This window comes from Bacillota bacterium (genome assembly GCA_030019365.1).
Classification (GTDB): Bacteria; Bacillota; Sulfobacillia; order JACIYH01; family JACIYH01; genus JACIYH01.
Genome location: JASEFA010000013.1, coordinates 38,284 through 61,393 on the forward strand (window position 1 = coordinate 38,284; position 23,110 = coordinate 61,393).

Consider the following 23,110-nt stretch of genomic DNA (forward strand, 5'->3'; position numbering starts at 1 on the left):
CCCCTCCCTCCCGCGGCCTTAGCCAGTATAACACAGGCTGGCGCAGGCAGGCAATCAGCCCTGAAATACGGTCCGCTGGCATCAGTCCTGAATGTCGATGCCCTTCTCCCGGTACATACGCGTGTCCGCCACTCCCAGCAGGTCCTCGGGGGTCTCGCCGTCCTCCGGGTACGCCGCCACCCCCCAGCTTATGCCGGGCACGGGCACCTCCTTTTCCCTTACGTACACCTGCGCGGGGATCCCTTCCAGGACCCGCCGCAGGGCCTGCCCGGCCTCGTTCAGCCCGGTGTCAGGCATGATGATGACGAACTCGTCACCTCCGTAGCGGGCCACCACGTCGGCCGCCCGCACCCTGGCCTTGAGAGACTCGGCCACCGCGCGCACCACCGCATTCCCGGCCAGATGGCCGTAGCGATCATTCACCCGCTTCAACTGGTCGAAGTCCAGAAAGGCCACGCTCAGCCGGGTACCCAGCCGGCGACAGCGCGCGATCTCATCCTGCAGGCGGGCATAGAAGTAGGCATAGTTGTAAACGGCGGTGAGACCGTCGGTGATAGCGGCCCGCGTGGCGTAACGGTGCTGCAGGGCCACGAAGATGTAGTCGGCCACGTGGCCGGCGACCGCCACCAGCAGCTGCAGGTCGTCCTCGCCGAAGGCGGCCACCGTGTCACTGCCCACGTCCAGCACGCCTATCACCTGCTCCTGAGCCACCAGGGGGATGGCCACTTCAGAGGCGTTGGCTCCGGTGGGGACGCTGATGTACCGCGGATCCTGGCTGCAGTCGTCCACCACCTGCATCTGCCCGGTGCGAAAAGCCCAACCGGTGACTCCCCTTCCCCGCGGCACCCGGAACCCCACCACCTCCTCGGGATACCCCGCCACCGCCCGAACCACCAGGTCCCCCGTGGCCTCGTCGGGCAGGAGCACGATATACTGGTGGCCAGGGCCCAGGGACTCATGCAGGATGTCCAGGATGCGCTGCAGGAGGACGTCCAGGTCGAGCAATGCCCGGGTCTCCTGAGCCACCCGGTACACCACGGCCAGCTCCCGCCCGTGCACGGGCAGGATGCGGCCGGGGGCGAGCTGCCCCGGTCGCCTCCCCCTGGCAGAGCGGGACTGCCGGGTCTGGATCTCCTGCCAGAGGGGCAGGTTCTCCCTCTCGATTCGCTCCACGACGGCCATCCAGGCATCCACCACCTGCGGACAGAACTGGATGCCCCGGGCGGCCACCAACCTCTCCCTGACCTCGTCGAGATGGTACGACCCCCGGTAGGGACGGGCTGAGGTCATGGCATCGAAGGCATCCGCCACCGCCAGGATGCGTGCCAGCAGGGGGATTTCCTCGCCGCTCAGGGAATCCGGATACCCTCCCCCCGCGTACCACTCGTGGTGGTGGCGGACGGCGGGAGCCAGGTGGCGGAAGATGGGAATCCCCTCGAGCAGTTGGGCTCCATAGGCGGCATGGGCCATCATCGCTCCCCTCTCGCCCGAGTCCAGGGGCCCCCGCTTGCGCAGGATGCGCACGTCCACCTCCGTACGCCCGATGTCGTGGAGGAGGGCGGCGTAGCGAAGATCCTCCAGCTCCTGGGGACTCAGGCGCATCTCCTCACCGATGGCCAGGGCATATTCGGCTACCCGGGTGGAGTGGCCCCGGAACTGGGGAGCGCGGGAATCGGCCGCCGCCACCAGGGCTCGCACCGCCCCCACGGTAATCTCCTTGAGCTGCTTCCTCTGGTCGCCCAGCCGCCGGGCGGTCTGCCGCAACCGGGAGATGAGCCGTACATTGTCCAGGGCCAGCCCCGCCTGCTCGGCCAGGAGGAGGCAGATCTCCAGCTCGGCCAGCGAGAAAGTGGACCCGGCTCCCCGACCCAGGATGGCGGCGGCGCGCGTGCCCGTCCGCCCCCTGACCGGCAGGGCCAGCACCTGCCCCACCCCTTCCGGAAGGGGCCAGCAATCCAGCCCCTGGGCCGGGCCCATATACGGGCGCTTGCTCCTTAACACCTGCCTGACCAGGCTGCCGGGACGCGCGGAGGACCGATCGGCAGTCCCCTCACCGCTGTCGAGAAGGGCAGCCGGCCACATCTCCCCGTCCGCCTCCACCAGGCAAACGGCCAGGCCCCGGTCACAGGCAGCGGCCTGGGCCAGGCCAGCAGCCAGGATCCGGCATACCGCCTCCTCATCCCGGGCGGTAGCCAGAGCCGCCAGTACCCTGAAGAGCAACTTATTCCCCGGCCCGGCCGAGTTAAGACCCTCCCCCGAATTGCCAGGAGTTTTGCTACGGCCCTGTCTTGCTGGCAGATACATTCTACCTGCGCACCCGTTTTTCCTATCCGCCACCCCCTGGCGGACCTCGGCCAAGTTGCGCGGTCTCCGGGTCGCGGATATGATTTCAGGGGGCCTCCGCGTCGCCAGCCGAACCCGGCGCATGGGAAGCGACCGCCCGACTTGGGCGCATGGGCAGCGCCACCCGAACCGGGCGCGTGGGCAGGGGGGATGGTACATGCAGGCATACCTGGATAACGCCGCCACCACCCGGGTGCTCCCGGAAGTGGCGGAGATGATGCGGGAGATCATGGTGGATCACTACGGCAACCCGTCGTCTTTGCACCGCCTCGGCCTCGAAGCCGAAAAGCTCGTGAATCAAGCCCGGGAGCGGCTGGCGGCGGTGCTCGGGTGCACACCCGCGGAGGTGATCTTCACCGCCGGGGGAACAGAGGCCAATGCTCTCGCCATCAGGGGCACCGCCTGGATGCGCCACGCTGAGGGGCGTCACCTCGTCACCACCAGGATCGAGCACCCCTCCGTCCTGCAGACCTGCCGCATGCTGGAGCAGGAGGGATGGGAGGCCACTTACCTGGACGTGGACGCCAGCGGGACCGTGGACCTCGCCCAACTGGAACGGGCCCTGCGGCCCACCACCGTCCTGGTCACCGTGCATTACGTCAATAATGAAGTGGGAACGGTGCAGCCCATCTCCGCCATCGCGGGCATCCTGGGCACGGGGAAGCGCCGCCCCTGGTTGCACGTGGACGCCGTCCAGGCCCTGGGCAAGCTGCCCGTTGCCGTCCCCGACCTGGGTGCCGACCTCATGTCCCTGAGCGCGCACAAGGTCCACGGCCCCAAGGGAACAGGGGCTCTGTACGCGCGCCGGGGAATCAGGCTGCGTCCTCTCCTGGCGGGGGGAGAACAGGAGTTCGGGTTGCGGGCGGGTACCGAGAACGTGGCCGGCATCGCGGGATTCGGCCTGGCCGCACAGCTGGCGGAACAAAGCCGGCCCGCCGCCGCCGCGCACATGCGCTGCCTCAAGGCGGAGATGGGCACCCGCCTCACCAGCGAAGTGGCCGGGTGCCGTGTGAACGGTCCCCCGCCCGAGCAGGGAGCCCCCCACATACTGAACCTGAGGTTGCCCGGCATGCGGGGGGAAACCATGGTACACTACCTGGAGGAGCGAGGTGTCTACGTTTCCACCACCTCGGCCTGCGCCTCCCGGCGTCACCCCGTGAGCCACGTCCTGGTGGCCCTCGGGCTCTCCGAAGAGGAGGCAGCGTGCTCCCTCCGCATCAGTCTGTCCCGGCTGAACAGCCTGGAGGAGGTTACCTATGCCATCGGGCTGATCCGGCAGGGCGTGTCGGAGCTCGGTCGTTTCAGAGGGAGGTGAGTGCCCGTCCCGTGGACAGGCTCTTGTTGATACACTACGGGGAAATAGGTCTCAAGGGAGAGAACCGCGAGTTCTTCGAACGCAAGCTGCAGGCCGGCCTGCAGCGGGCCCTGGCCCCCTGGCCCGGGGTCTCCGTGGAAAGGCGCCACGGTCGTCTCTACATACTCAATCCCCCCGATCCCGGAGCAGCCCTGAAGCGCCTGGAGCGGGTATTCGGCGTCGTGGCCATCAGCCCGGCCGTGCGCGTCCCCCTTGACCTGGAGGCGATCGCAGAAGCGGCCCGCCACCTCATGCAAGATGCCGCGGCCAGCGCCTCCGCCCTCCCTCTCACGTTCAAGGTGAAGGCGCGCCGCGCCAACAAGGGGTTCCGTCCGGACTCCATGGAACTCCAGCGTCTCCTGGGCGCAGACCTGCTGCGCACCGTCCCCGGCCTGAAGGTGGACGTGCACGAACCCGAAGTCATACTCGAGGTCGAGATCAGGGAGAACGCCTATCTGTACGGGCGGTCGATCGCGGGACCTGGGGGCCTCCCCCTGGGCGCGAGCGGAAAGGCCCTGCTCCTCCTGTCGGGGGGCATCGACAGCCCGGTGGCAGGGTGGATGGGCATGCGCCGGGGCCTGGAGATGGAGTGCGTGCACTTCTACACCCCACCCTTCACCGGTCCCCGCTCCGTGGAAAAGGTGGAGGACCTGTGCCGCCAGTTGGCCACCTGGTGCGGACGCATCCGGCTGCACATGGCGAAGCTCACCGACGTGCAGAAGGCCATCTGGGAAGGGGCCCCCGAGGACCTGCGGGTCCTCTTGATGCGCCGCTTCATGATGAGAGTGGCGTCGGAAGTGGCCCGGCAGCAGGGCGCGAGCGCCCTGGTCACCGGTGAGAACCTGGGGCAGGTTGCCAGCCAGACCGTGGAGAGCCTCACCGTGATCGAGGCTGCGGCCTCGCTGATCGTGTTGCGCCCCCTGCTGGCGTGGGACAAGACCGAGATCATCCGCCGGGCCCAGGAAATCGAGACTTACGAGATATCCATCCGGCCCTACGAGGACTGCTGCACCCTGTTCGTGCCCCGTCACCCCCGCACCCGGCCCGGTCTCGCGGAAGTGGAGGAAGCGGAGGCGAAGCTGCCCGTGGAGACTCTGGTGCGGGGTTGCCTGGAACAGACCGAGAGCACCATACTCAAGGCTCCGGAATGGATATGACATCTCTCGCCGTCCCCCCGCGTCCGGCCAGGGAAGATCCCGGCTACCTGGCGCTGGGCCGGGACCTGTGGCTCCTGTTCCTGTCCACGCTGCTGTGGAGCGTGGGAGCCGGCCTGTACATGTACACCTGGCCGGCATATGTGCGGGAGCTTGGGGCAGACGCCCCGGAGCTGGGGCTCCTCTACGCCATCTCCTTCGGGGCCATGGCGCTCTCCTACCTCCCGGGGGGTTACCTGGCGGACAGGTTCGACCGCAAGTGGGTGATAGTGGCGGGTTGGGCGGTGGCCACCCCGGGTCCCTTCCTGTATATCCTGGCGCAACACTGGACACACCTGATACCCGCGGTGATACTGTACAACATCTCCATGTTCTCCGGTCCCGCCCTGCGGGCCTACATGGCCCACCTCAGCCCGGCCCACCGCATGTCCACCGTGTTCGCCGTCGTGGACGCCGCCTGGCCCCTGGGCATGGTCATCTCCCCCGTCATGGGCGGCATCTGGGCCGACCGGGCCGGCATGCGCCCCGTGTTCCGGACTGCCTTTGCCCTGTGCGCGCTCTCCACCGCCGTCCTCCTTCCCATGCGGTCGCAGAAGCCCCGCCCCCAGGGCGGGGAGACCGCCGCGGGCCTCGGCGAGGTCGTCTCCCTCCCCGGGGTGCCGCGATTGCTGGCGCTGTCGGCAGGGGTGTACCTCTTGCAGCACATTTTCCTCCCCTTTGTCACCCCCTTCCTGCAGGACGTAGCCGGCCTGGACCTGGCCGGGGTGGGATTGGTGGGGTCGGCGGTGGCCCTGGGCGGCTCTCTCCTCAGCCCCCCGCTGGGATGGCTTGCCGACCGCCTGGGCAGGGCCCGTGGCGTCGCCATATCGCTCTTTCTGATGGTGCTTTCCCTGGCCGTCCTCATGGCATCCGGCAACATGTGGTGGCTCGCGCTGTTCGGGTTCCTGCGCGGGGCGGGCACCATCTCCTGGAGCCTGCTGGCGGCCATGATTGCGACTCTGCTGCCACCGCGTGCTCGCGGCCGCGGCTTCGCGCTCTTCAGCCTGGCGAACGGGCTGGGCATGGCAGCCGGTCCCTATCCCGGCGGCTGGATGTACCGCGCCAGTCCCTACCTGCCCTTCGCCGTTTCGGCAGGCCTCCTGCTTACAACCGCAGCGGTTTTGACGGTCACCCAGAAATTTCACATGACAAAAAGCGCCTCTCTCCGTTAGAATGGACGGGCAGGAAGGAGGCGGGAACCGAGATGAAGCGTCATCGCACGCACGTAACCCTGGGCCTGGCGGTGCTGCTGGTGCTGGTAATGCCGGCCCAGGCTCTCGCGGCGTACTACACCGTGCAACCGGGCGATACCCTGTGGGAGATCGCCCGGTGGTTCGGCACCGACGTGTACACGCTGGAGTCGTGGAACCCGGGGGCCGGATGGTGGATATACCCGGGACAGACCCTGGCGGTACCCGACCGCCCCCAGGCATCCCGCGGGGTGTTCTGGGGCGCCGTCCCCTATTCCCGCGACGACCTCCTTCTCCTGGCCCGCCTGATCGAAGCGGAAGCGGGAGGCGAACCCTACCTCGGGAAAGTGGCCGTGGGGGCGGTGGTGGTGAATCGTGCCCGTAGCGGCTTTTTCCCGTCCAGCATCCGGGGGGTCATCTTCGACCCCGGCCAGTTCGAACCCGTACTGAACGGCTACATCTGGGATGTGTACCCGAGCGAGGAAAGCCTGCGGGCGGCGCAGGAGGCCCTGGCGGGGTACGATCCCACCGGTGGCGCTGTTTACTTTTACGCGTACAACAAGGTCTGGGATCCCTACATGTCTTCCCGGCCCTGGGCCGCCACCATCGGCGGTCACCGCTTCACCTACTGACATCCCGGCACCGGGCCGCCCGGGCTCGTGCCGGCGCGGGCTAGCCGAAGCGGTAGACGATGCCGAAGCCGCCGCGCGGATAGTGCCAGTCGATGTTCCCGTGCGGGCAGACGATGCGGCACGCCCCGCACTCCACGCAGCGCTCGTACTCCACCACGATGCGCTTCTCCCCCTGCTCTTCTTCCCACCGATAGACGTGGGCCGGGCACACCACCGTGCAGGGGCGACCCTTGCTGCCGCATTTCTCCAGGCAGGGCTGCCGGTCGCTGACGAACAGGTGGGGGCGGTCGTCCACCCGGTACCTGATGAGATAGAGCTTGTCGTCGACACTGCTCGCCATCGCGGTCACCGTCTCCGCCATCACCACACCGCCCTCCCGCCCCGGTACAGGTCGAAGAGAATCTGGCCCGCAGACCGCCGGGAAAGCACGGCCCGGAGGGCTCTGTGCAGCTTGGCGGCCTTGGGAACGCCGTCCACGGTCATGATCTCGCCCAGGGCCTCGGCGATGGCCTGCGGGTAGGTGGTGAACAGGGCTGGAGTCCGCTCCAGGAAGCGCGGTATGCGTCGGTAGTGTTTGAGGTCCCGCAGCACGAAACTCTCTTCCAGCTTCCGCCGGTACAGGCTCAGGCTCTCCCGGGAGTAATCCTTTTTCTCCCGGACCGCCAGCACCGCCTCGGCCGCCAGCCGGCCCGAGGTCATGGCCAGGTTCGACCCTTCCCGGTGCAGCGAGTTCACCAGCATGGCGGCGTCCCCGCACACCAGCAACCCGTGATCGTAGACCCGCGGCACAGCGTTGTATCCCCCCTCCGGAATGAGGTGGGCCAGGTACTCCTTCGTCTCTCCTCCCTCGATCAGGGGACGAACCATGGGGTGGCTCTTCAGGTGCTCCAGCAGGTCGTAGGGACGGACGCCGGCTTTGGCCATGTCCGAAAGCATGGCCCCCACCCCGATGGACACCGAATCCCTGTTGGTGTAGATGAAGGCCGTTCCGGTGAGGCCCTTGCAGGCGTCTCCGATCAGCTCGATGGCCACCCCCTGCCCGCGGGGCAAGCCGAAGCGGTCTTCGATCTTCTCGGCCGGAAGGGCGATCACCTCCTTGGCCGCCAGGGCGACCTGGTCAGTCTCGATACCCTCGCGCCCCGCTGCCGCGCCCGAGTACAGAGAGTTCAGGGTGTTGACGCCGGCGGCCACGATCACCACGTCGGCGTAGACCTCGCCATCCCCGCGCCCGGTCCTTACCCCCGCCACCCTGCCATCCTGCCAGATCAGGTCTTCCACCAGGGTCTCGTTGACCAGCAGCGCCCCCGCCTCAACGGCCTTACCCGCGAACCAGGGATCGAATTTCGCTCGCAGCACGCTGAAGGCGCTGGGGGACTCCCGGAACCTCTCGCTCCGGTAGCCGACCTTGAAGGCGGCGGTCTCGGTGAGCATCCAGAACTGCTGCTCCACGATGGGGCGCTCGAGGGGAGCTTCGCGGGTGGCGCCCGGGACGATTTCCTCCAGCATGCGCGGGTAAAGGATGCCTCCCATGACGTTCTTGGCCCCCGGGGACTCCCCCCGCTCCAGGACGAGGACCTTCACGCCCGCTCTGGCCAGAACATACGCCGCCGCGCTGCCCGCCGGTCCCGCCCCCACCACGATCACTTCAAACTGCTCGTCCATCAGCGCATCGCCCCCCGGCCGGACTCTCCGTCGCCTTCCGCCCGCGCCGCCGAACGGACGACACGGGCGAGGGCCGGCACCACTTCGAACAGGTCGCCCACGATACCGTAGTCCGCGATCTGAAAGATGGGGGCGTGGGGATCCTTGTTGATGGCCACCACCACCTCCGAGCCCTGCATCCCGGCCAGGTGCTGGATGGCCCCGGAGATTCCGCAGGCGATGTACAGCCGGGGACGCACGGTCTGGCCGGTCTGGCCCACCTGGTGTTCCTGGGAAATCCAGCCGGCCGCCACCGCCCCCCGGGAGGCACCCACCGCACCCCCCAGGGCGTCCGCCAGCTCCTTGAGCACGGTGAAGCCCTGCGGGCCCCCCACCCCGCGGCCGCCGGATACGATGACTTCCGCTTCCGCCAGGGAGCGCGTGTCGCCCGCCCGGGGCACGAACTGCATAACCCTGGCGGCGATGCTCTCCTCGTCCAGGTCGATCCGCTCCTCCACCAGGCGGCCGCGCCGGGACGCATCCCGGGGAGGCATGGGCATGACGCGGGGGCGCACCGTGGCCATCTGGGGACGGCGGGTCCGGCACAGGATGGTGGCCATGACGTTGCCCCCGAAGGCCGGGCGGGTTTGCCGCAGGAGTTTGGTGTCGGGATCGATCTCCAGGCCCGTGCAGTCAGCAGTGAGTCCCGTCTCCAGGCTGGTGGCCACGGTCGACGCCAGGTCTCTCCCCTGGGCGGTCGCCCCCAGGAGGAAGATCTGGGGCCGGTGCTTCCTCACCAGTTCCACGGCGGCGCGGGCGTAAGGGGCAGTCCGGTACTCCTTCAGGACGGGATGGTCCACCAGGTATGTCACGTCGGCCCCGTAGGTGAAGCTCTCCTCCGCCAGGGCCCTGACGCCCTGGCCCAGAACGACGGCCCCCACCTCAGCGCCCAGCTCGCGGGCCAGCCGCACGGCCTCCCCCACCAGTTCCCAGGAGACGGGGGCAGCTCGTCCTTCCCGCTGCTCGACGAAGACGAAAATGCCGCCGCCCACTGCCACCTCATCCCCGGCCGCCCGCTCACCCTCACCCGGCGCCGGAGCGCCCGTCTCCGGGGGCGATTCACCTTCTGCCGCCGCCCGCCCGGGCTGAGCCGACACCTCTTCCGGCCGGGAGCCCCCCGTCGGGCCGGAATGATTCCGGCCGGCCAGCAGGCCCCGGCCTGCCAGCCGGGCCACCAGGGCCTCAGCCTGCGCCTCTGCCCCACCATCGGAGGAGATATACTCGGTGTTGCGCTTCAGCCGCACCTCCGGGGTAAAGGTCCTTACCACGCTGGTGGGGGAACCCTTGAGGCCGCAACGGCCGTCTTCCACGTCCAGGTCCGCCCTGGTCCAGATCACCGGCCCATGGCGCACAGCCCTGGTCATGTCGGGCAGGGTGGCATAGCGGACGTCGTTGATCTCGTCGGAGACGGTGAGCAGGGCCGGCAGCCTCGTCCGCACCAGCTCCCGACCCCCTTCCACGGCCCGCCACACCCCTACGGTCCCTTCCTGGAAATCGATGGAGTCGATCCTGATCACATATGTCAACTGCTTGAAACCCAGCCGGGTGGCGACGCCCGGCCCCACCTGTCCGGTGTCCCCGTCGATGGCCATCTTGCCGCACAGGACGATGTCCACGGGCTCGCCGGTGGCCACCTTGCGGATGGCCGCCGCCAGCACGTAACTGGTGGCCAGGGTATCCGACCCGGCAAAGGCCCGGTCCGTGAGGAGGATGGCTTCATCCGCCCCGTAGGAGATGGCCTTCTTCAGGGCCGCCGCCGCCTGGGGAGGACCCATGCTGATGACAGTCACCCTGCCTCCGAAGCGCTCCTTCAGGCGTAGGGCCTCCTCCAGGGCGTGCACGTCATAGGGATTGGCAATAGAGGGCACACCCGCCCGCACCAGCGTGCCGGTGGCGGGGTCGATCTTCACTTCCGTCGTGTCCGGAACCTGCTTCAGGCAGACTACCGCGTGCAACGCCACCACCTCGCCGAACCGGGTGTGGCCCGGGGGACCGGTCCCCGGGCCACGCGCCTGCATGCAGGCAGTGAATGGTGAGCAGGAGCGGTCGATGAGCTTCACCGGCTCCTCCTCCGCCTTCTCGTACCTCTACGCCGGCGCCCCGCACTTGGGGCAGGTGGCCAGTGCCTCCGCGCCCCACCGCCGGCGGCTCTCCCCGCCGGCCCCGGCGCTGCGGTGCCGGTGAGCAGCCGCCACGGCGGCGGTACGGCCCCGGCGCCGGTGAGGCGGCCGGCGCTAGAACCGGACGTACCGGTTGCCCTGGGTGCCGCAGATGGGGCAGCGGTCGGGCGGCTCCCCCATCACGGTGTGACCGCATACCGGGCACACCACCACGGGGGCGGTACCGATGCACTGTCCCGCCTGCACCTTCTCGCGGGCCTCTGCGTACAGGGCGGCGTGGATCTTCTCCGCCGCCACCGCCCAGTTCATGCTGCGCTCGGCCTCCCTCACACCCTGCAGCTGGGCCACCGCCAGGAACGCCGGGTACATCTCCTCCACCTCATAGGTCTCCCCGCCGATGGCCTTGCCCAGGTTCTCGCTCGTGGACCCCAGCTCGGCCAGGGCCTTGAAGTGGTTGGTGGCATGTACCTGCTCCGCGTAAGCGATGGCGCGGAACAGACGGGCCACGTTGGGGTGCCCTTCCTTCTCCGCCTTCTCGGCGAAGATAAGGTAGCGCATGTGGGCCTGACTTTCCCCCGCAAATGCCGCCCTGAGGTTATCCTCAGTCATTCTCCCCACCGTCTATCCCCCCTGTGCGATTTGCCTCTCCAGGTCACGGAACCCGGAGATTCGCTGGGTCCCATCTTAGCAGGAATCGTTACTTCTTGCAAGCAGGCAAGCCCTGCCACTCCGCCGTACCCGCCCGGCACCGCCTGTGATCTGAACGGTCCTGAACATGTCGCTCGGGATCTCGAGTTCGGTGGTACCTTCATCCACATCGAGGGACCCGGTGAGCGACCTTTCCGCCTTCACGGTCGGGAACCACCCCGTGTCCCACACCCAGGAGAACCCCACCTGGTCCAGCGCCACCGCCACCGCATGTCCGCCGGCCAGGGCCAGGCAGAGCAGGATCACCAGCACCACCGACACCCGATCCTACACCACGGCGGCGGGGCCGCCCCGGGCCCGCGCCCACGAATGCCTCACCAGCTATTGTTGAGTCTCGAGGAACGGCAACCTTGCCACGTGATATAATCCCTCGAGGAGACGAGGATGAGCGCGAAAGCTGAAGCCAAACCCCCGGTCGTACCGGGCGAAAGGATCAACGTCCTCCCCGAGGGCATGGGCGAGCACGGGGAGGGTGTAGCCCGCTACCGGGGGTTCAGTGTATTTGTGGAGGGAGCAATCCCGGGGGATGAGGTCCGGGCGGAGATCGTCCAGGTCAAGCAGAACTACGCCCGTGCCCGGACGCTCGAGATCATCCGACCGGCACCCCACCGGGTCCCACCGCCGTGCTCCGTGTTCGGACGCTGCGGCGGCTGCCGGCTTCAGCACATGGAGTACGCCGAGCAACTGCGCCGGAAAACCTGGCTGGTGGGTGATGCCCTGGCCAGGATAGGGCGGCTGAACGACGTGCTCGTCCACGATACGCTGGGGGCCGCTCAGCCCTGGCGCTACCGCACCAAGGCTCTCTTCCCGGTCGGCCGTGCGCCCCGGGGGGAGGGCGTGGTCGTGGGGCTGTACGCGCGGGGCACCCACCGCATCGTCGAGGTCTCGAACTGCCCCGTGCAGCACCCGGTGAACAACGAGATCCTGGTCGCCGCCAGGGAACTGATCGTGCGATACCGGTATGCCCCCTACGACGAGACCACGGGAACCGGCCTCGTGCGTCACCTGCTGGCCCGCACGGGGGCGGCCACCGGGCAGGCGGTGGCGGGAGTCGTGATCAACGGCCGCACCCTGCCGCGGGGCAGGGAGTTCGCCCGCGACCTCATGCGGCGCGTTCCCGCCCTCAGGAGCGTGGTGCTCAACATCAATACCCGGCGGAGTAACGTGATCCTGGGCGAGGAGACCAGGGTGCTGGGCGGGCAGGCGGCCATCGAGGACCGCCTGGGCGACTTCGTCTTCCGGGTCTCGGCCCGCTCCTTCTTCCAGGTCAACCCGGCCCAGGCCCTTGTCCTCTACCGGCAGGCCGTGGCCTACGCCGCCCTCACGGGAGAAGAAACCGTGCTGGACGCCTACAGCGGCACGGGTACGATCGCCCTCTTCCTGGCGCGCGGGGCGGCAAAGGTGACGGGCATGGAGGAAGTCCCCGAGGCGGTCGCCGACGCCCGCCAAAACGCCGCCCGCAATGGCATTGCCAACGTGGAGCTCCTGCCCGGCCGGGTCGAGGAACTGCTCGAAGGTCCCGGCGCCCGGTCCCTCCGCCCGGACGTGGTGGTCCTCGACCCGCCGCGGGCAGGGGTTCCTGCGGCCACCCTGGAGGCGATCGCCCGTCTGGGCCCCCGGCGGCTGGTTTACGTGAGCTGCAACCCGGCCACCCTGGCGCGGGACCTCGCCATCCTCCACGGCCACGGGTACCGCACTCTCGAGGTGCAGCCTGTGGACATGTTCCCCCAGACCGCCCACGTGGAGGCGGTGGCCCGGGTGGTGCGGGCGGCTGGTGATAGCTCACGGCAATTATGCCAGTAACCACCTGCGGGGTACAGGCCCGGGCCGCCATCTCACATGCGCAGGGGAGTCCGCCACCATCGCGAAGTAGCCTGTGAGGGGGGACTCCGTGAGCAGGCCCGTGGTGGCGCTGACCGGGTGGGATGACGCCGGTGACGCCCTGAGGAAAGCGATCGCACTGTGCGACGGGCTGGCCGGCTTCCGCACTACCGATCGCATCCTCATCAAGCCCAACCTGGTGTTCTGGGACTTCGACCTGCCCTTTCCCCCCTACGGGGTGGTGACCACCACGGCCGTCGTCTCCGCCCTGGTCCGCCTACTGCACGAAGAAGGCTTCCACCACATCACCATTGGCGAAGCCCCCCTGCCCGTCCCTGCCAGCCGGGGCAGGGAGATCTTCAGGGCGCTGGGCTACGAGCGCCTGCGCGAACGGTACGGGGTGGAGTTGGTCGACTTCAACGAGGAACCCTTCGTGCCCGTCCCTTTGGGCGAGTTCAGCCTCCGCCTGGCCCGCCGGGCCCTGGAGGCCGACCGCATCATCAACGTGCCCGTGCTCAAGACCCACAACCAGTCCGTGGTCTCGCTGGGACTCAAGAACCTCAAGGGTTGCCTCAGCAAGGGCTCCAAGATGTTCTGCCACCATCCCCGCCTGCCCCTCGACCATCTGTTTCCGCGCATCGTGGAACATCTGCCGGTGGCACTGACCATCATCGACGGTGTATTCGCCCTGGAGAGGGGACCCGGCCCCACGGGCAGGGCCTACCGCAAGGACCTTCTGGTCGCCTCCCGGGACGCCTTCGCCTGCGACGTGGTGGGGGCGGCCCTCATGGGGTACAGCACCGAGGACGTGCCGCACCTGCACTTCTTCGCCCGCCGCAACGGCCGCAGCCCCCATCTGGACGCAATCGAGATGAGGGGGGACGACCTCGCCACCCATCGCTTCCGCGTTGAGTACGACTGGGAGTGGACCGAGGACGGCACCGGGCCGGCAGGCTTCCGCGAGCGCGGCATCACCGGGATCGCCGTGCGCAAGTACGACGACACCCTGTGTACCGGGTGCTCGACCCTGTTCAACCCCATGCTCATCATGCTCATGGCCGCATACCGGGGCCACCCCTTTCCCAACGTGGAGGTGGTGAGCGGAAAGCGCCAGCTCGCTCAGCCCGGGTTCGACCGCACCGTACTATTCGGCCGGTGTTCGTGCCGCCTCAACCACGGTAATCCCCACATCCGGAAGGCCATCCCCTTTCCCGGCTGTCCTCCCGACCTCAGCCAGTTCGTGGCCCTCATGGGGGACGAAGGCATCGCCTGCGACCCCCGGGACTACGCCCGGTACCGCCACTATCTCTTCTGCCGTTACCAGGCCCAGGACGGCTTCAACCTCCGCCTGTATGACTTCCCCAGCTGACGCCCGCGTACGACACCTATCCCGACGCCTGGTCAGCCGACCCGGGGAGGCAAACATCTGGCTTTATGGCCTTGGCCGGCAGGAAATCAGGTCCGGGCTGTCGAAAGCAACCAGCAGAACGGTGTTCCCCGTACTAGAACAGCACGCTCGCACAGTGCTCATCATGGAACGGCGTCTGGGAGGGCGTGCCAGGACCTGACACGCCTGAACGGAGGAGGCGAAGGTGCCGGTGGGCAGACCCGGGCGATCGCAGCCAGAAGTCACTCGCGCGGTGGACAGGGCGCTGCAGATCCTGCTTCTCCTCGGCGCACAGGGAGAGATGGGGGTGACCGAGATCGCCTCCCAGCTGGGCACCTGGAAGTCAACGGTTCACCGCACCCTGGCCACCCTGGCCGCCCGCGGTTTTGTGGTGAAGCAACCGGGCACCGACCGCTACTTCCTGGGCGTCAAGCTGTTCTCCCTGGGGATGCGCTGGCGCGAGAAGGTGGGACTGGTGCCCATCGTGCGCCCGGTGATGGAGCAGCTGGCTGCATCCGCGGGCGAAACCGTGCATCTGGTAGTACTGGATGCCGACCCCGCCGCACCCCACACGGTGGTGGTGGTCGACCGTGTGGAATCAGACCACGTCCTGGGCATAACCCCCCGCGTGGGCTTCGGTTCGGCGGCCCACTGCTCCGCCGTGGGCAAGGTGCTGCTCGCCCATTCCCCCGCCGAAGTGGTGAAACAGATCATCCGCACCCGGGGCCTCCCCCGCCTCACCCCCTATACCATCACCACGGAGGAGGCCTTGCGCGCGGAACTGGCCGCGGTCAGGGACCGGGGGTACGCCGTGGACAACGAGGAGATGGAGATAGGACTGTATTGCGTGGCCGCCCCCATCCGCGATGTCTCGGGCAGCGTGGTGGCGGCCATGAGCGTATCGGGTCCGGTGGGCCGCCTCGCCCCCCGCCAGGAAGAGTCGGCCCGGGCGGTGGTGGCGGCCGCCCGGGCGGCATCCGCCCGCCTCGGCTAGCGCGAGGTAACGGGGGGCAACGCGGGATGGGAGCAGAGGGAGGTGATCCTGTGGTCCAGGTGACCGAACAGCCCCCGGGTGCGGGCACCAGGGTACTCCTGTCGGGGAATGAGGCCATAGCCCGGGGGGCTTACGAAGCTGGGGTCAGGGTGGCGGCCGGTTACCCCGGCACCCCCGCCACGGAGGTAATTGAGGCACTGGCGCGATACCCGGAGGTCTGGGTGCAGTGGTCTACCAACGAGAAAGTGGCCGTGGAGGTGGTGATCGGCGCCTCCTTTGCAGGCGCCCGCGCCCTGGCAGCCATGAAGCACGTGGGGCTGAACGTGGCCGCCGACCCTCTCCTGACTTTCTGCTACATGCCCACCAACGGTGGCACCGTCATCGTGTCGGCCGACGACCCCGGTATGCACTCTTCCCAGAACGAACAGGACAACCGCCAGTACGGCCGCATGGCCCGTACCCCGGTACTCATGCCCTCCGACTCGGCCGAGGCCAGGGACTTCACCCGGGCCGCCTTCGACCTCTCCGAGAGGTTCGCCACCCCGGTGATCCTGCGCAGCACCACCCGCCTCTCCCACGGGCGCAGCCCGGTGACCCTCGGCCCCCGCCAGGAGGGGCCAAAACCCCTCCGCTTCGAACGCAGGCCCCCGGACTTCGTAATGTTACCCGCCCATGCCCGCCGCCGCCACCCCGTGGTGGAGGAGCGGCTCGACGCCCTGCGCGCGTACGCGGAGGATTGCCCCCTCAACCGGGTGGAATGGCGCAGCACCGACCTGGGCTTCATCACGGGCGGGGTGGCATACCAGTACGTGAAAGAGGCGTTCCCCGATGCCTCCGTGCTCAAGCTGGGCCTGGCTTACCCCATCCCGCGCGAACTCATCCGCCGCTTCGCCGCCGGGGTGCGCCAGCTCTTCGTAGTGGAAGAGGGAGATCCCTTCTGGGAGGAACTGATCCTGGCGCAGGGCACGGGTGTCCTCGGCCAGGGGGTGGCCGGCCCGCAGGTGTTCCCCCGGATAGGCGAGTTGTCCGTAGGAACGGTGCGCCACGCCGCAGCCCACTTCCTCCACCGCACCGTCACTACTTCCACCGTGGCCGCCATCCCGGCGGGGTCGCCGCCGCCGCCGCCCACCACACCGGAGCCCACGTCGGGCGCGGCGCCATCGCCGGCACCGGAGCCCGTGGGGAGCGCGGCGGAATTGCCGGGTCGGCCGCCCGTGCTGTGCGCCGGCTGCCCCCACCGCGGCGTCTTCTACGTGCTGGCCAAGTACCACCTCATCACCACCGGCGACATCGGCTGCTACACCCTGGGGGCAGCACCGCCCTTCCACAGCATCGACACCTGCACCTGCATGGGGTCATCCATCGGGCACGCCCTGGGCCTGGAGAAAGCGCTGGGACCCGACTTCTCCCGCCGGGCGGTGGCGGTCATAGGAGACTCCACCTTCGTCCACTCGGGCATCACCCCCCTCATCGACATGGTTTACAACCGGGGCACGGGCACGGTGATCATCCTGGACAACGGCACCACCGCCATGACCGGGCACCAGGGCCACCCGGCCTCCGGCTGGGACGCCCGGCACCAGCCCGCTCCCCGCCTCGACCTGGAGGCCCTGTGCCGGGCCTGCGGGGTGAATGACGTCGGGGTAGTGGACGCGTACGATCTCAAGGCGGTGGAGAAGGCGGTAAAGGCTGCGCTGGCGCGCCCGGAGCCCTCGGTGATCATCGCCCGGCGGGCGTGCGTGCTGCTCCCGGGCGCCGCGGCACCCCCCATCCGCTTCCTTCCCGAGAAGTGCATCGACTGCACCGCCTGCTTCCGCATTGGATGTCCCGCCCTGGAGAAGGACACCGGGCGGGGGGGCAAGCGCCCGCGCCTGAACGAAGGGCTGTGCACGGGCTGCCTCATGTGCGTGCAACTGTGCAAGCCGGGAGCCCTGGTACCTCCCGAGGAGGCCTAGTCCGATGATCGAAGTTATCATCCGCCCGGGGGCGGAGCGCACCGAGTCCCCGGCAACCGCAACGGGTACGGGGCAGATCGAGGACATCGTGATCGCCAGTGTGGGGGGACAGGGCGCTATCCTGGCCACCCGTATCCTGGCGTCCCTCTTTCTCGGCCAGGGGTGGGAGGTTAAGACCTCCGAAGTGCATGGCATGGCCCAGCGGGGCGGGAGCGTGGAGAGCCACGTGCGCCGGGGTCGGACCGTTCACTCACCGCTGGTACCGCGCGGGGAGGCCAACCTCTTGCTCGCCCTGGAGCAACTGGAGGCGTTGCGGTTCCTGCCCTGGTTGCGGTCGGGGGGTACCTGCGTGTGCAGCACGGAACGCATCGCCCCCGTCACCGTCACCCAGGGGAACCAGGCCTACCCGGAAGGGGTGCGGGAGATCCTGGCGGAGAAGGCGGGTACCCTGTTGTGGGTAGACGCCCCCGCCCTGGCCCGCGGGGCGGGCAACCTGCGGGCAGCCAACGTGGCCCTGCTGGGTGCCCTCTCCCCCCTCCTGGAGGCAACCGAGCAGGAGTGGCAGCAGGCCATCACCGCACACCTGCCCGAGCGGGTGCGGGCGGTGAACCTGGCCGCCTTCCGCCTGGCCCGCGAACTCAGCCTGGCCCGCCTCCACGCCGGAACTCGCCCCGCATAGTCACGAGGAGGTACACCTCATGAGCGACGCCGACACCCGAGGAAACCTGGATGCCTTCTTCGCGCCCCGCACGGTGGCGGTGGTGGGGGCCTCACGCGACCCCGCCAAAATCGGGCATCTGGTGCTGAAGTACCTCCTGGAGAGCGACGCCCGCGTCTACCCGGTCAACCCGTCCGCCGGGGAGATCCTGGGCCGGCCCTGTTACCCGGACCTGGCCTCCATCCCGGAGGACGTCGACCTGGCGGTGCTGGCCGTACCCGCACCGGCCACCGTGGAGATGGTCCGGCAGTGCGTGGAGAAGGGCGTGCGCGCCATCATCGGCCAGGCCTCCGGCTTCGGAGAAACCGGGGAAGAGGGCAGACGCCTCGAAGAACAGATCAAGGGGATTCTAAGCGCCGTGCCCGCGGAGAGGCGGCCCCGCTTCCTGGGACCGAACACCCTGGGGGTATATGTGCCCAGGCGACGCCTTGACACCACCTTTACCCTGCGGGAGCGCAGCCCCCGGCCCGGACCGGGCGACATCGCCTTCATCTCCCAGAGCGGCGCCACCGCCGTATGCATCATGGAGGCGGCCGCTTCCCTGGGGGTAGGGCTCTCCGCGTTCGCCGGCATCGGCAACAAGCTGGATGTGGACGAAAACGAGTTGCTCGACTACTTCGCCGAAGACCCTCATACCCGCGCCATCGCCTTCTACCTGGAGAGCTTCCGGGACGGGCGCGGCTTCCTGGAGAGGTGCCGCCGCATCACCCCCCACACGCCGGTGGTGGTGCTCAAGACGGGCCGCTCGGCGGCGGGGGCGCGGGCCGCCGCCCTGCACACGGGATCCCTAGTGGGCTCCGACCGGGTGGTGGAGGGGGCGCTGCGCCAGGTGGGTGCCTTCCGGGCGTACGACGAGGAGGAACTCGTGGACATGGCCCGGGCCCTGGGCCACGGCCGTCCCCTCCCCGGCAAGAGGGTGGCGGTGCTCACCACCGCCGGCGGCCTGGGCGTGATCGCCACCGACCTCTTGGAATCCCGCGAGCGGGGGGCAGGCCTGGAACTGGCCACCCTGTCCGAGCAGGGCCGGGGACGCCTGCGCTCGGCGCTGGTCCCGTTCGCTGCCGTGGAGAACCCCGTCGACCTCACCGCAAACAGCAGCAACGAGCATTACGCCGCCAGCCTGGAGGTCCTCGAAGCGGAAGCCGGCGTAGACGCCGTCCTGTGCGTGATGCAGTTCCAGAGTCCCTTTGTCGACGACCGCCTGGCAGGGCTCATCATGGACCGCTTCCACCACGGACCCAAACCCATGGTGGTGGTGACCATCGGGGGCGAGCTCTCCCAGCGCGGCCTGCGCCAGGTGGTGGGGGCGGGCGTCCCCGCCTACCCCTCCCTGCGGCGGGCCGTGCGGGCCCTGGCCGCCCTCTATGAGCGTGGCCTTTACCTCTCCCGTCAGCGCCCCGGCCCCGAAGCGCCCGCCGCCACCGCCGCCGGGCATCCGTCCCCCCTGGCATGCGCGGGGCAGGCGGCGGACGACCCACGGAAGATGGTGCGGCCCGGGGTCCCCCTGGCCGAGCACCAGGTCAAAGACCTTCTCGCCACCTACGGCATCCCGGTGCCGCCACGGCTTGTGCTGCAGCCAGGGGATGCATCGCGGCCCGGGAATGGATCGGGGCGTGGGGGCGCGTTGCCACCTGGGAACCTCCCCTTCCCCTATCCCGTGGTGGTGAAGACTTCCGCCCCCGACATCCTCCACAAGACCGAGCTGGGGGGCGTGCGTCTGGGCATCCGCGACCGGGACGAGTTGGACGAGGCCCTCGCCGCCATGGGCGCACGGTTCCCGGGCAAGACCCTCGTGGTGGAAGCCCAGGAGCCCCCCGGCGTGGAGGCCATCGTGGGCTTCATCCACGATGCCACTTTCGGCCCCTCCCTCATGGTAGGGTTGGGCGGCATCTTCACCGAGTTGTACCAGGACGTGGCCTTCCGGGTGGCCCCCATCACCGCAGCTGACGCCCGCGACATGATCCAGCAACTGCGCGGGGGTCACCTCTTCGACGGCTTCCGCGGCATCAGGGCCGGCCGGGAAGCGCTGGTCTCCGTGCTGATGGGGATGTCGCGCCTGGCCGAAGACCTGGGCGACCACATCGAGCAGATGGACCTCAACCCCGTGATCATCTACCCGGACCGGGCCGTGGTCGTGGACGCCAAGCTCCGCGTTCGCTGAGTCGGCCCAACCTCAGTGAGGTTGGTGGCACTGCACGCAGTTCATACGGCCCTGCACATTGTCCAGGGCGCTGTCCTTGCCCACGTGGCAGCTCATGCATCCGGCGAACTCCGCCGACGGCTTGTAGGCGGGTGCGAACACCCCATCAGCCTGCTTGTTGAGCAATTCCACCGCAAAGGCGGCCACGTCGCCGGTCAACTTGGCGCAGCGCTCTTTTCGCTCCGGATCGGTAACCTTGTGCCCGGAGGCCTTGCACCACTCGCCCACTGACACGTGGCACAGAGGTGAGCCGGAGACGTTCTGGACCTGTCCGGGGAACTTGCTGTATGTGTCGTGCTCCTTGCTGGGGAACGGTTCCTGGGTGTACCATCCCACCAAGTCGTTGACCAGCACGTTGTACACGCCCTTACCGCACACCAGGTTTATGGCCGCGCAGGACCCGTTCAGGGCTCCGCACACGGTTCCCCAGCCCACCACTCCCCCTTCGCCATAACGGAACATGTCCGCCGGGATCGCGGTGAACGGAAAACCCACCTCTTCAGCCAGCGTAAGGACAATGGCGGAGAAGGCACCGTAGCAGCAAGCTCCCTTGTAATAGCCCTCGTATCCCCTCTTGCGCACGACCTCGGGATCCAGCTTCTTGTAAGTCCACGGCCACTGCGGTACTGCTGCGGCCGTCTGAGCGGTCTTGATATCGACGGTGCGGCTGCTCCCTTCCCAGAGCACTGTGGCCCCCATGGACTCCGCCACTGCGCGCACGGGCGCCAGGGTAACATCGTTCTCGAGACGGGCCGCGATGGGACCCACCACTTCCTTGCCATTGACCACTATGCGGACGCTTTCACCAGCCTGCGCCCGGCCCGGTAGTACCAGGCCCGTCACTCCCCCTGTCACGGCCGCTCCTGCAGCCAGGGCCCCCGCGCCCAGCAGGAATTTCCTCCTCGAAATCACCTTCTGCTCTGCTATCACGGTTTCACCCCCACCTTTCGCCGGCCTCCCTCCCCGGCCCGACCGCACAGGCCCAAACCCGGGGAGGCTAACCCGGCGCTGCCTGGACTTTGTGAACACATTCTCTTGCCTGGGGATTCGCTCCCTCCCCTGCCAATCCTTCGCCTCACCCATCCAGCTTTGCTGTCACCCATAAACCGGCCTTATGGCCGCGCCGATGGGGATGTCGCGCCCGGCCGAGGGACTGGGCGACCACATCGAGCAGATGGACCTCAACCCCATGTGCGTGTTCCCAGACCGCGCCATGGTGGTGGACGCCAAGCTCCGCCTCAACGCGGTTAGTGGTGGTGGACGCCTATCTCCACCTCAGTCGGGTTAGTGGCGCTGTGCGGAGTTCGTCCGGCCCTGCCGGCCCAGGAAATCCCGTATGGCAACGACAAAGCCACGAATGTCGTCCAGGTCGGATTGAATGATCTCGTACAACTCCTCGTCGGTCACCAGGTGGTAAAGGTGAACAAGCCGGTTTCGATAACCCGCCATCTTGACCAGTTGCTCGCCCAGGTGCCGGTCCACGACACCTCTCGCCGCCAGCCCCTGGGCAATCGATTTGTATTCCAGGGTCAGGTCCGCACCGCCGGTCTTGGCCAGGATATGCCGCCCGACGTCGAACACGGCCTCCAGCGATCGCCGCAGGTAGCTCTCGGTCGCTCCGATGACCTTCTTATCTGCCAGAAACGCTTCCCGCTCAAACCGTCTCAGCTCTTCCAGCTCTGTAAGGTATGACTTTATCAGCGACAGTCGTTCCTGAACCAGAGAGACATTGATCATAGTCACACCTCTTCCAGGACCTCCTGGTAGAACCGATCCAGGAAAGGCTTGAAATCGGCCGCCCGCCGCAAGACAGACATCTCGTACCGATCCCGAAAGGCAGAACTGGCTTCGAAAACGCAAACCCCCGCGAGTGCCTCGGCCTGGAAGACAGAGTGGTGTTCCTCCAGCAACACCAGATCAACCGCATAGGGAGCGAAGAAATCGGCCAAACCACAGTACAAGGATGTATACATGTCCAAACGTCCGCGGGCATCAGAGGGCAACGGTCGCGCGGTGACGACACCGATGTCTATGTCCGCAAGCGGATCCCGCAGTTCCACGTCTTCCCCGTGCAGCATGCGCAAAGCATTGGCCACCTGCGAACCGAAAAGGTAGACCAGGGCCAACCCGTGCTCGCGGCAGACGCGCTGGAATGCCCCAAGCTTCCCCTCTTCTCCTGCATGTCTCGCTACGCCCTGCTCGGTCAAGTGCGTTACTCACCTTCCTCAGAGCACACCCTGATGTTACCAGAGGGAATCCCGAGGGGCAAGCACGGCCTGAGGAGCGGCCGCCGTAGACACCGGCGAGCGGCCTGGCAACAAGCCCGGCGACAAGGGGATCAGGGGGTGCGGGGCGCTCCCCTGCGCGGGGTGGGGGCCAGGGTCCTCCGGGGCGGGGCAAACATGTCCCGCAGGGAACGAAGCTGGACGTCGTGATCGGCCACCTTGCCCAGCAGGCACTCGTGGCGCATCTCCAGTTGCAACTGTCTTTGCTCCAGCTTTTGCTGTCCCTCCTCAAGTCGAACCTGTCGCTCCTGTAGCACCAGCTGTTGCCTCTGCAGTTGTTCATTGAGCGCCTGCAATCCCTGGAGCGCAGCCACGATCTGGTCCAGGGTTTCCATGGCGAGAACCTCCTCACTCATCGCGCTAGCCTCTGTGGCGCCCGCCGCCTCGTCGAGCGGGCTGACCCCTGCCGCGGCGGCCCCTCAGCGGGAAAGCCTCTGGAGCACGAAGCCGCGGGGGTCGCGGATGGTCACCTCCATGGGCATCTGTCCCGGCAGGGTGTGGGTGGCGCA

The 23,110-nt window shown here is 68.1% G+C and carries 21 protein-coding genes; 11 read left to right on the forward strand and 10 right to left on the reverse strand.

Annotated elements, in window-relative coordinates:
• Window positions 1-81: 81 nt before the first annotated feature.
• The gene (locus QME70_13145) at window positions 82-2,220 is read right to left on the reverse strand and encodes a diguanylate cyclase (protein MDI6895512.1); all 2,139 of its coding nucleotides are present in this window, start codon (window positions 2,218-2,220) and stop codon (window positions 82-84) included.
• Between the two features lie 280 nt (window positions 2,221-2,500).
• On the opposite strand from QME70_13145, the gene QME70_13150 reads away from it, so the two are divergent.
• From QME70_13150 to QME70_13165, 4 genes are read left to right on the forward strand one after another with little or no spacing between them, the layout of a single operon-like run.
• Window positions 2,501-3,658: a cysteine desulfurase family protein gene (locus QME70_13150; GenBank protein MDI6895513.1), complete on the forward strand. Its 1,158-nt coding sequence runs from the start codon at window positions 2,501-2,503 to the stop codon at window positions 3,656-3,658.
• Window positions 3,659-3,669: 11 nt separating this feature from the next.
• On the forward strand, window positions 3,670-4,854 hold the full coding sequence (thiI, locus tag QME70_13155; protein ID MDI6895514.1) for a tRNA uracil 4-sulfurtransferase ThiI: 1,185 nt from the start codon (window positions 3,670-3,672) through the stop codon (window positions 4,852-4,854).
• Window positions 4,845-6,062 (forward strand): MFS transporter, encoded by a 1,218-nt coding sequence (locus QME70_13160; protein MDI6895515.1) that lies wholly within the window; start codon window positions 4,845-4,847, stop codon window positions 6,060-6,062. The genes thiI and QME70_13160 overlap by 10 nt, the downstream gene beginning before the upstream one ends.
• 32 nt (window positions 6,063-6,094) lie before the next feature.
• On the forward strand, window positions 6,095-6,712 hold the full coding sequence (locus QME70_13165) for a cell wall hydrolase (GenBank protein MDI6895516.1): 618 nt from the start codon (window positions 6,095-6,097) through the stop codon (window positions 6,710-6,712).
• Window positions 6,713-6,752: 40 nt separating this feature from the next.
• On the opposite strand, the gene QME70_13170 is transcribed toward QME70_13165, so the two are convergent.
• The 5 genes from QME70_13170 to QME70_13190 all read right to left on the reverse strand — a co-directional run bounded on the left by QME70_13170 (window position 6,753) and on the right by QME70_13190 (window position 11,502).
• Window positions 6,753-7,073 carry a 4Fe-4S dicluster domain-containing protein gene (locus QME70_13170; GenBank protein ID MDI6895517.1) on the reverse strand — a complete coding sequence of 107 codons (321 nt, stop codon included), beginning with the start codon at window positions 7,071-7,073 and terminating at the stop codon, window positions 6,753-6,755.
• The gene (locus QME70_13175) at window positions 7,073-8,374 is read right to left on the reverse strand and encodes an FAD-dependent oxidoreductase (protein MDI6895518.1); all 1,302 of its coding nucleotides are present in this window, start codon (window positions 8,372-8,374) and stop codon (window positions 7,073-7,075) included. Before QME70_13175 ends, QME70_13170 begins: the two co-directional genes overlap by 1 nt.
• On the reverse strand, window positions 8,374-10,473 hold the full coding sequence (locus tag QME70_13180) for an FAD-binding protein (protein ID MDI6895519.1): 2,100 nt from the start codon (window positions 10,471-10,473) through the stop codon (window positions 8,374-8,376). Before QME70_13180 ends, QME70_13175 begins: the two co-directional genes overlap by 1 nt.
• 174 nt (window positions 10,474-10,647) lie before the next feature.
• On the reverse strand, window positions 10,648-11,151 hold the full coding sequence (locus QME70_13185; protein MDI6895520.1) for a rubrerythrin family protein: 504 nt from the start codon (window positions 11,149-11,151) through the stop codon (window positions 10,648-10,650).
• 66 nt (window positions 11,152-11,217) lie between these two features.
• Window positions 11,218-11,502: a hypothetical protein gene (locus tag QME70_13190; GenBank protein ID MDI6895521.1), complete on the reverse strand. Its 285-nt coding sequence runs from the start codon at window positions 11,500-11,502 to the stop codon at window positions 11,218-11,220.
• A gap of 123 nt (window positions 11,503-11,625) precedes the next feature.
• Between QME70_13190 and rlmD the strand changes: the two genes are divergently transcribed.
• The 6 genes from rlmD (at window position 11,626) to QME70_13220 (ending at window position 20,277) form a co-directional block, all read left to right on the forward strand.
• The gene (gene rlmD / locus QME70_13195) at window positions 11,626-13,044 is read left to right on the forward strand and encodes a 23S rRNA (uracil(1939)-C(5))-methyltransferase RlmD (GenBank protein MDI6895522.1); all 1,419 of its coding nucleotides are present in this window, start codon (window positions 11,626-11,628) and stop codon (window positions 13,042-13,044) included.
• An 88-nt stretch (window positions 13,045-13,132) separates the two neighbouring features.
• Window positions 13,133-14,431, forward strand: coding sequence for a DUF362 domain-containing protein (locus tag QME70_13200; protein MDI6895523.1), 1,299 nt, complete (start codon window positions 13,133-13,135; stop codon window positions 14,429-14,431).
• A gap of 223 nt (window positions 14,432-14,654) precedes the next feature.
• On the forward strand, window positions 14,655-15,443 hold the full coding sequence (locus QME70_13205; GenBank protein MDI6895524.1) for an IclR family transcriptional regulator: 789 nt from the start codon (window positions 14,655-14,657) through the stop codon (window positions 15,441-15,443).
• Between the two features lie 50 nt (window positions 15,444-15,493).
• Window positions 15,494-17,398, forward strand: coding sequence for an indolepyruvate ferredoxin oxidoreductase subunit alpha (gene iorA, locus QME70_13210; protein ID MDI6895525.1), 1,905 nt, complete (start codon window positions 15,494-15,496; stop codon window positions 17,396-17,398).
• 4 nt (window positions 17,399-17,402) lie between these two features.
• Window positions 17,403-18,077: an indolepyruvate oxidoreductase subunit beta gene (locus QME70_13215; protein ID MDI6895526.1), complete on the forward strand. Its 675-nt coding sequence runs from the start codon at window positions 17,403-17,405 to the stop codon at window positions 18,075-18,077.
• A 19-nt stretch (window positions 18,078-18,096) separates the two neighbouring features.
• Window positions 18,097-20,277 carry an acetate--CoA ligase family protein gene (locus QME70_13220; protein ID MDI6895527.1) on the forward strand — a complete coding sequence of 727 codons (2,181 nt, stop codon included), beginning with the start codon at window positions 18,097-18,099 and terminating at the stop codon, window positions 20,275-20,277.
• A 12-nt stretch (window positions 20,278-20,289) separates the two neighbouring features.
• On the opposite strand, the gene QME70_13225 is transcribed toward QME70_13220, so the two are convergent.
• A complete protein-coding gene (locus QME70_13225) occupies window positions 20,290-21,246 on the reverse strand; it encodes a C-GCAxxG-C-C family (seleno)protein (protein MDI6895528.1) in 957 nt (318 codons plus the stop codon).
• A gap of 202 nt (window positions 21,247-21,448) precedes the next feature.
• Between QME70_13225 and QME70_13230 the strand changes: the two genes are divergently transcribed.
• Window positions 21,449-21,604 (forward strand): hypothetical protein, encoded by a 156-nt coding sequence (locus QME70_13230; GenBank protein MDI6895529.1) that lies wholly within the window; start codon window positions 21,449-21,451, stop codon window positions 21,602-21,604.
• Here the strand turns inward: QME70_13230 and QME70_13235 are convergent.
• The 3 genes from QME70_13235 to QME70_13245 all read right to left on the reverse strand — a co-directional run bounded on the left by QME70_13235 (window position 21,601) and on the right by QME70_13245 (window position 22,957).
• A complete protein-coding gene (locus tag QME70_13235) occupies window positions 21,601-22,053 on the reverse strand; it encodes a DUF86 domain-containing protein (GenBank protein ID MDI6895530.1) in 453 nt (150 codons plus the stop codon). The genes QME70_13230 and QME70_13235 overlap by 4 nt on opposite strands.
• 2 nt (window positions 22,054-22,055) lie before the next feature.
• Entirely contained in the window at window positions 22,056-22,523 is a 468-nt protein-coding gene (locus QME70_13240) for a nucleotidyltransferase domain-containing protein (GenBank protein ID MDI6895531.1), read from the reverse strand.
• A 131-nt stretch (window positions 22,524-22,654) separates the two neighbouring features.
• On the reverse strand, window positions 22,655-22,957 hold the full coding sequence (locus QME70_13245) for a hypothetical protein (GenBank protein MDI6895532.1): 303 nt from the start codon (window positions 22,955-22,957) through the stop codon (window positions 22,655-22,657).
• Between the last annotated feature and the right edge of the window lie 153 nt (window positions 22,958-23,110).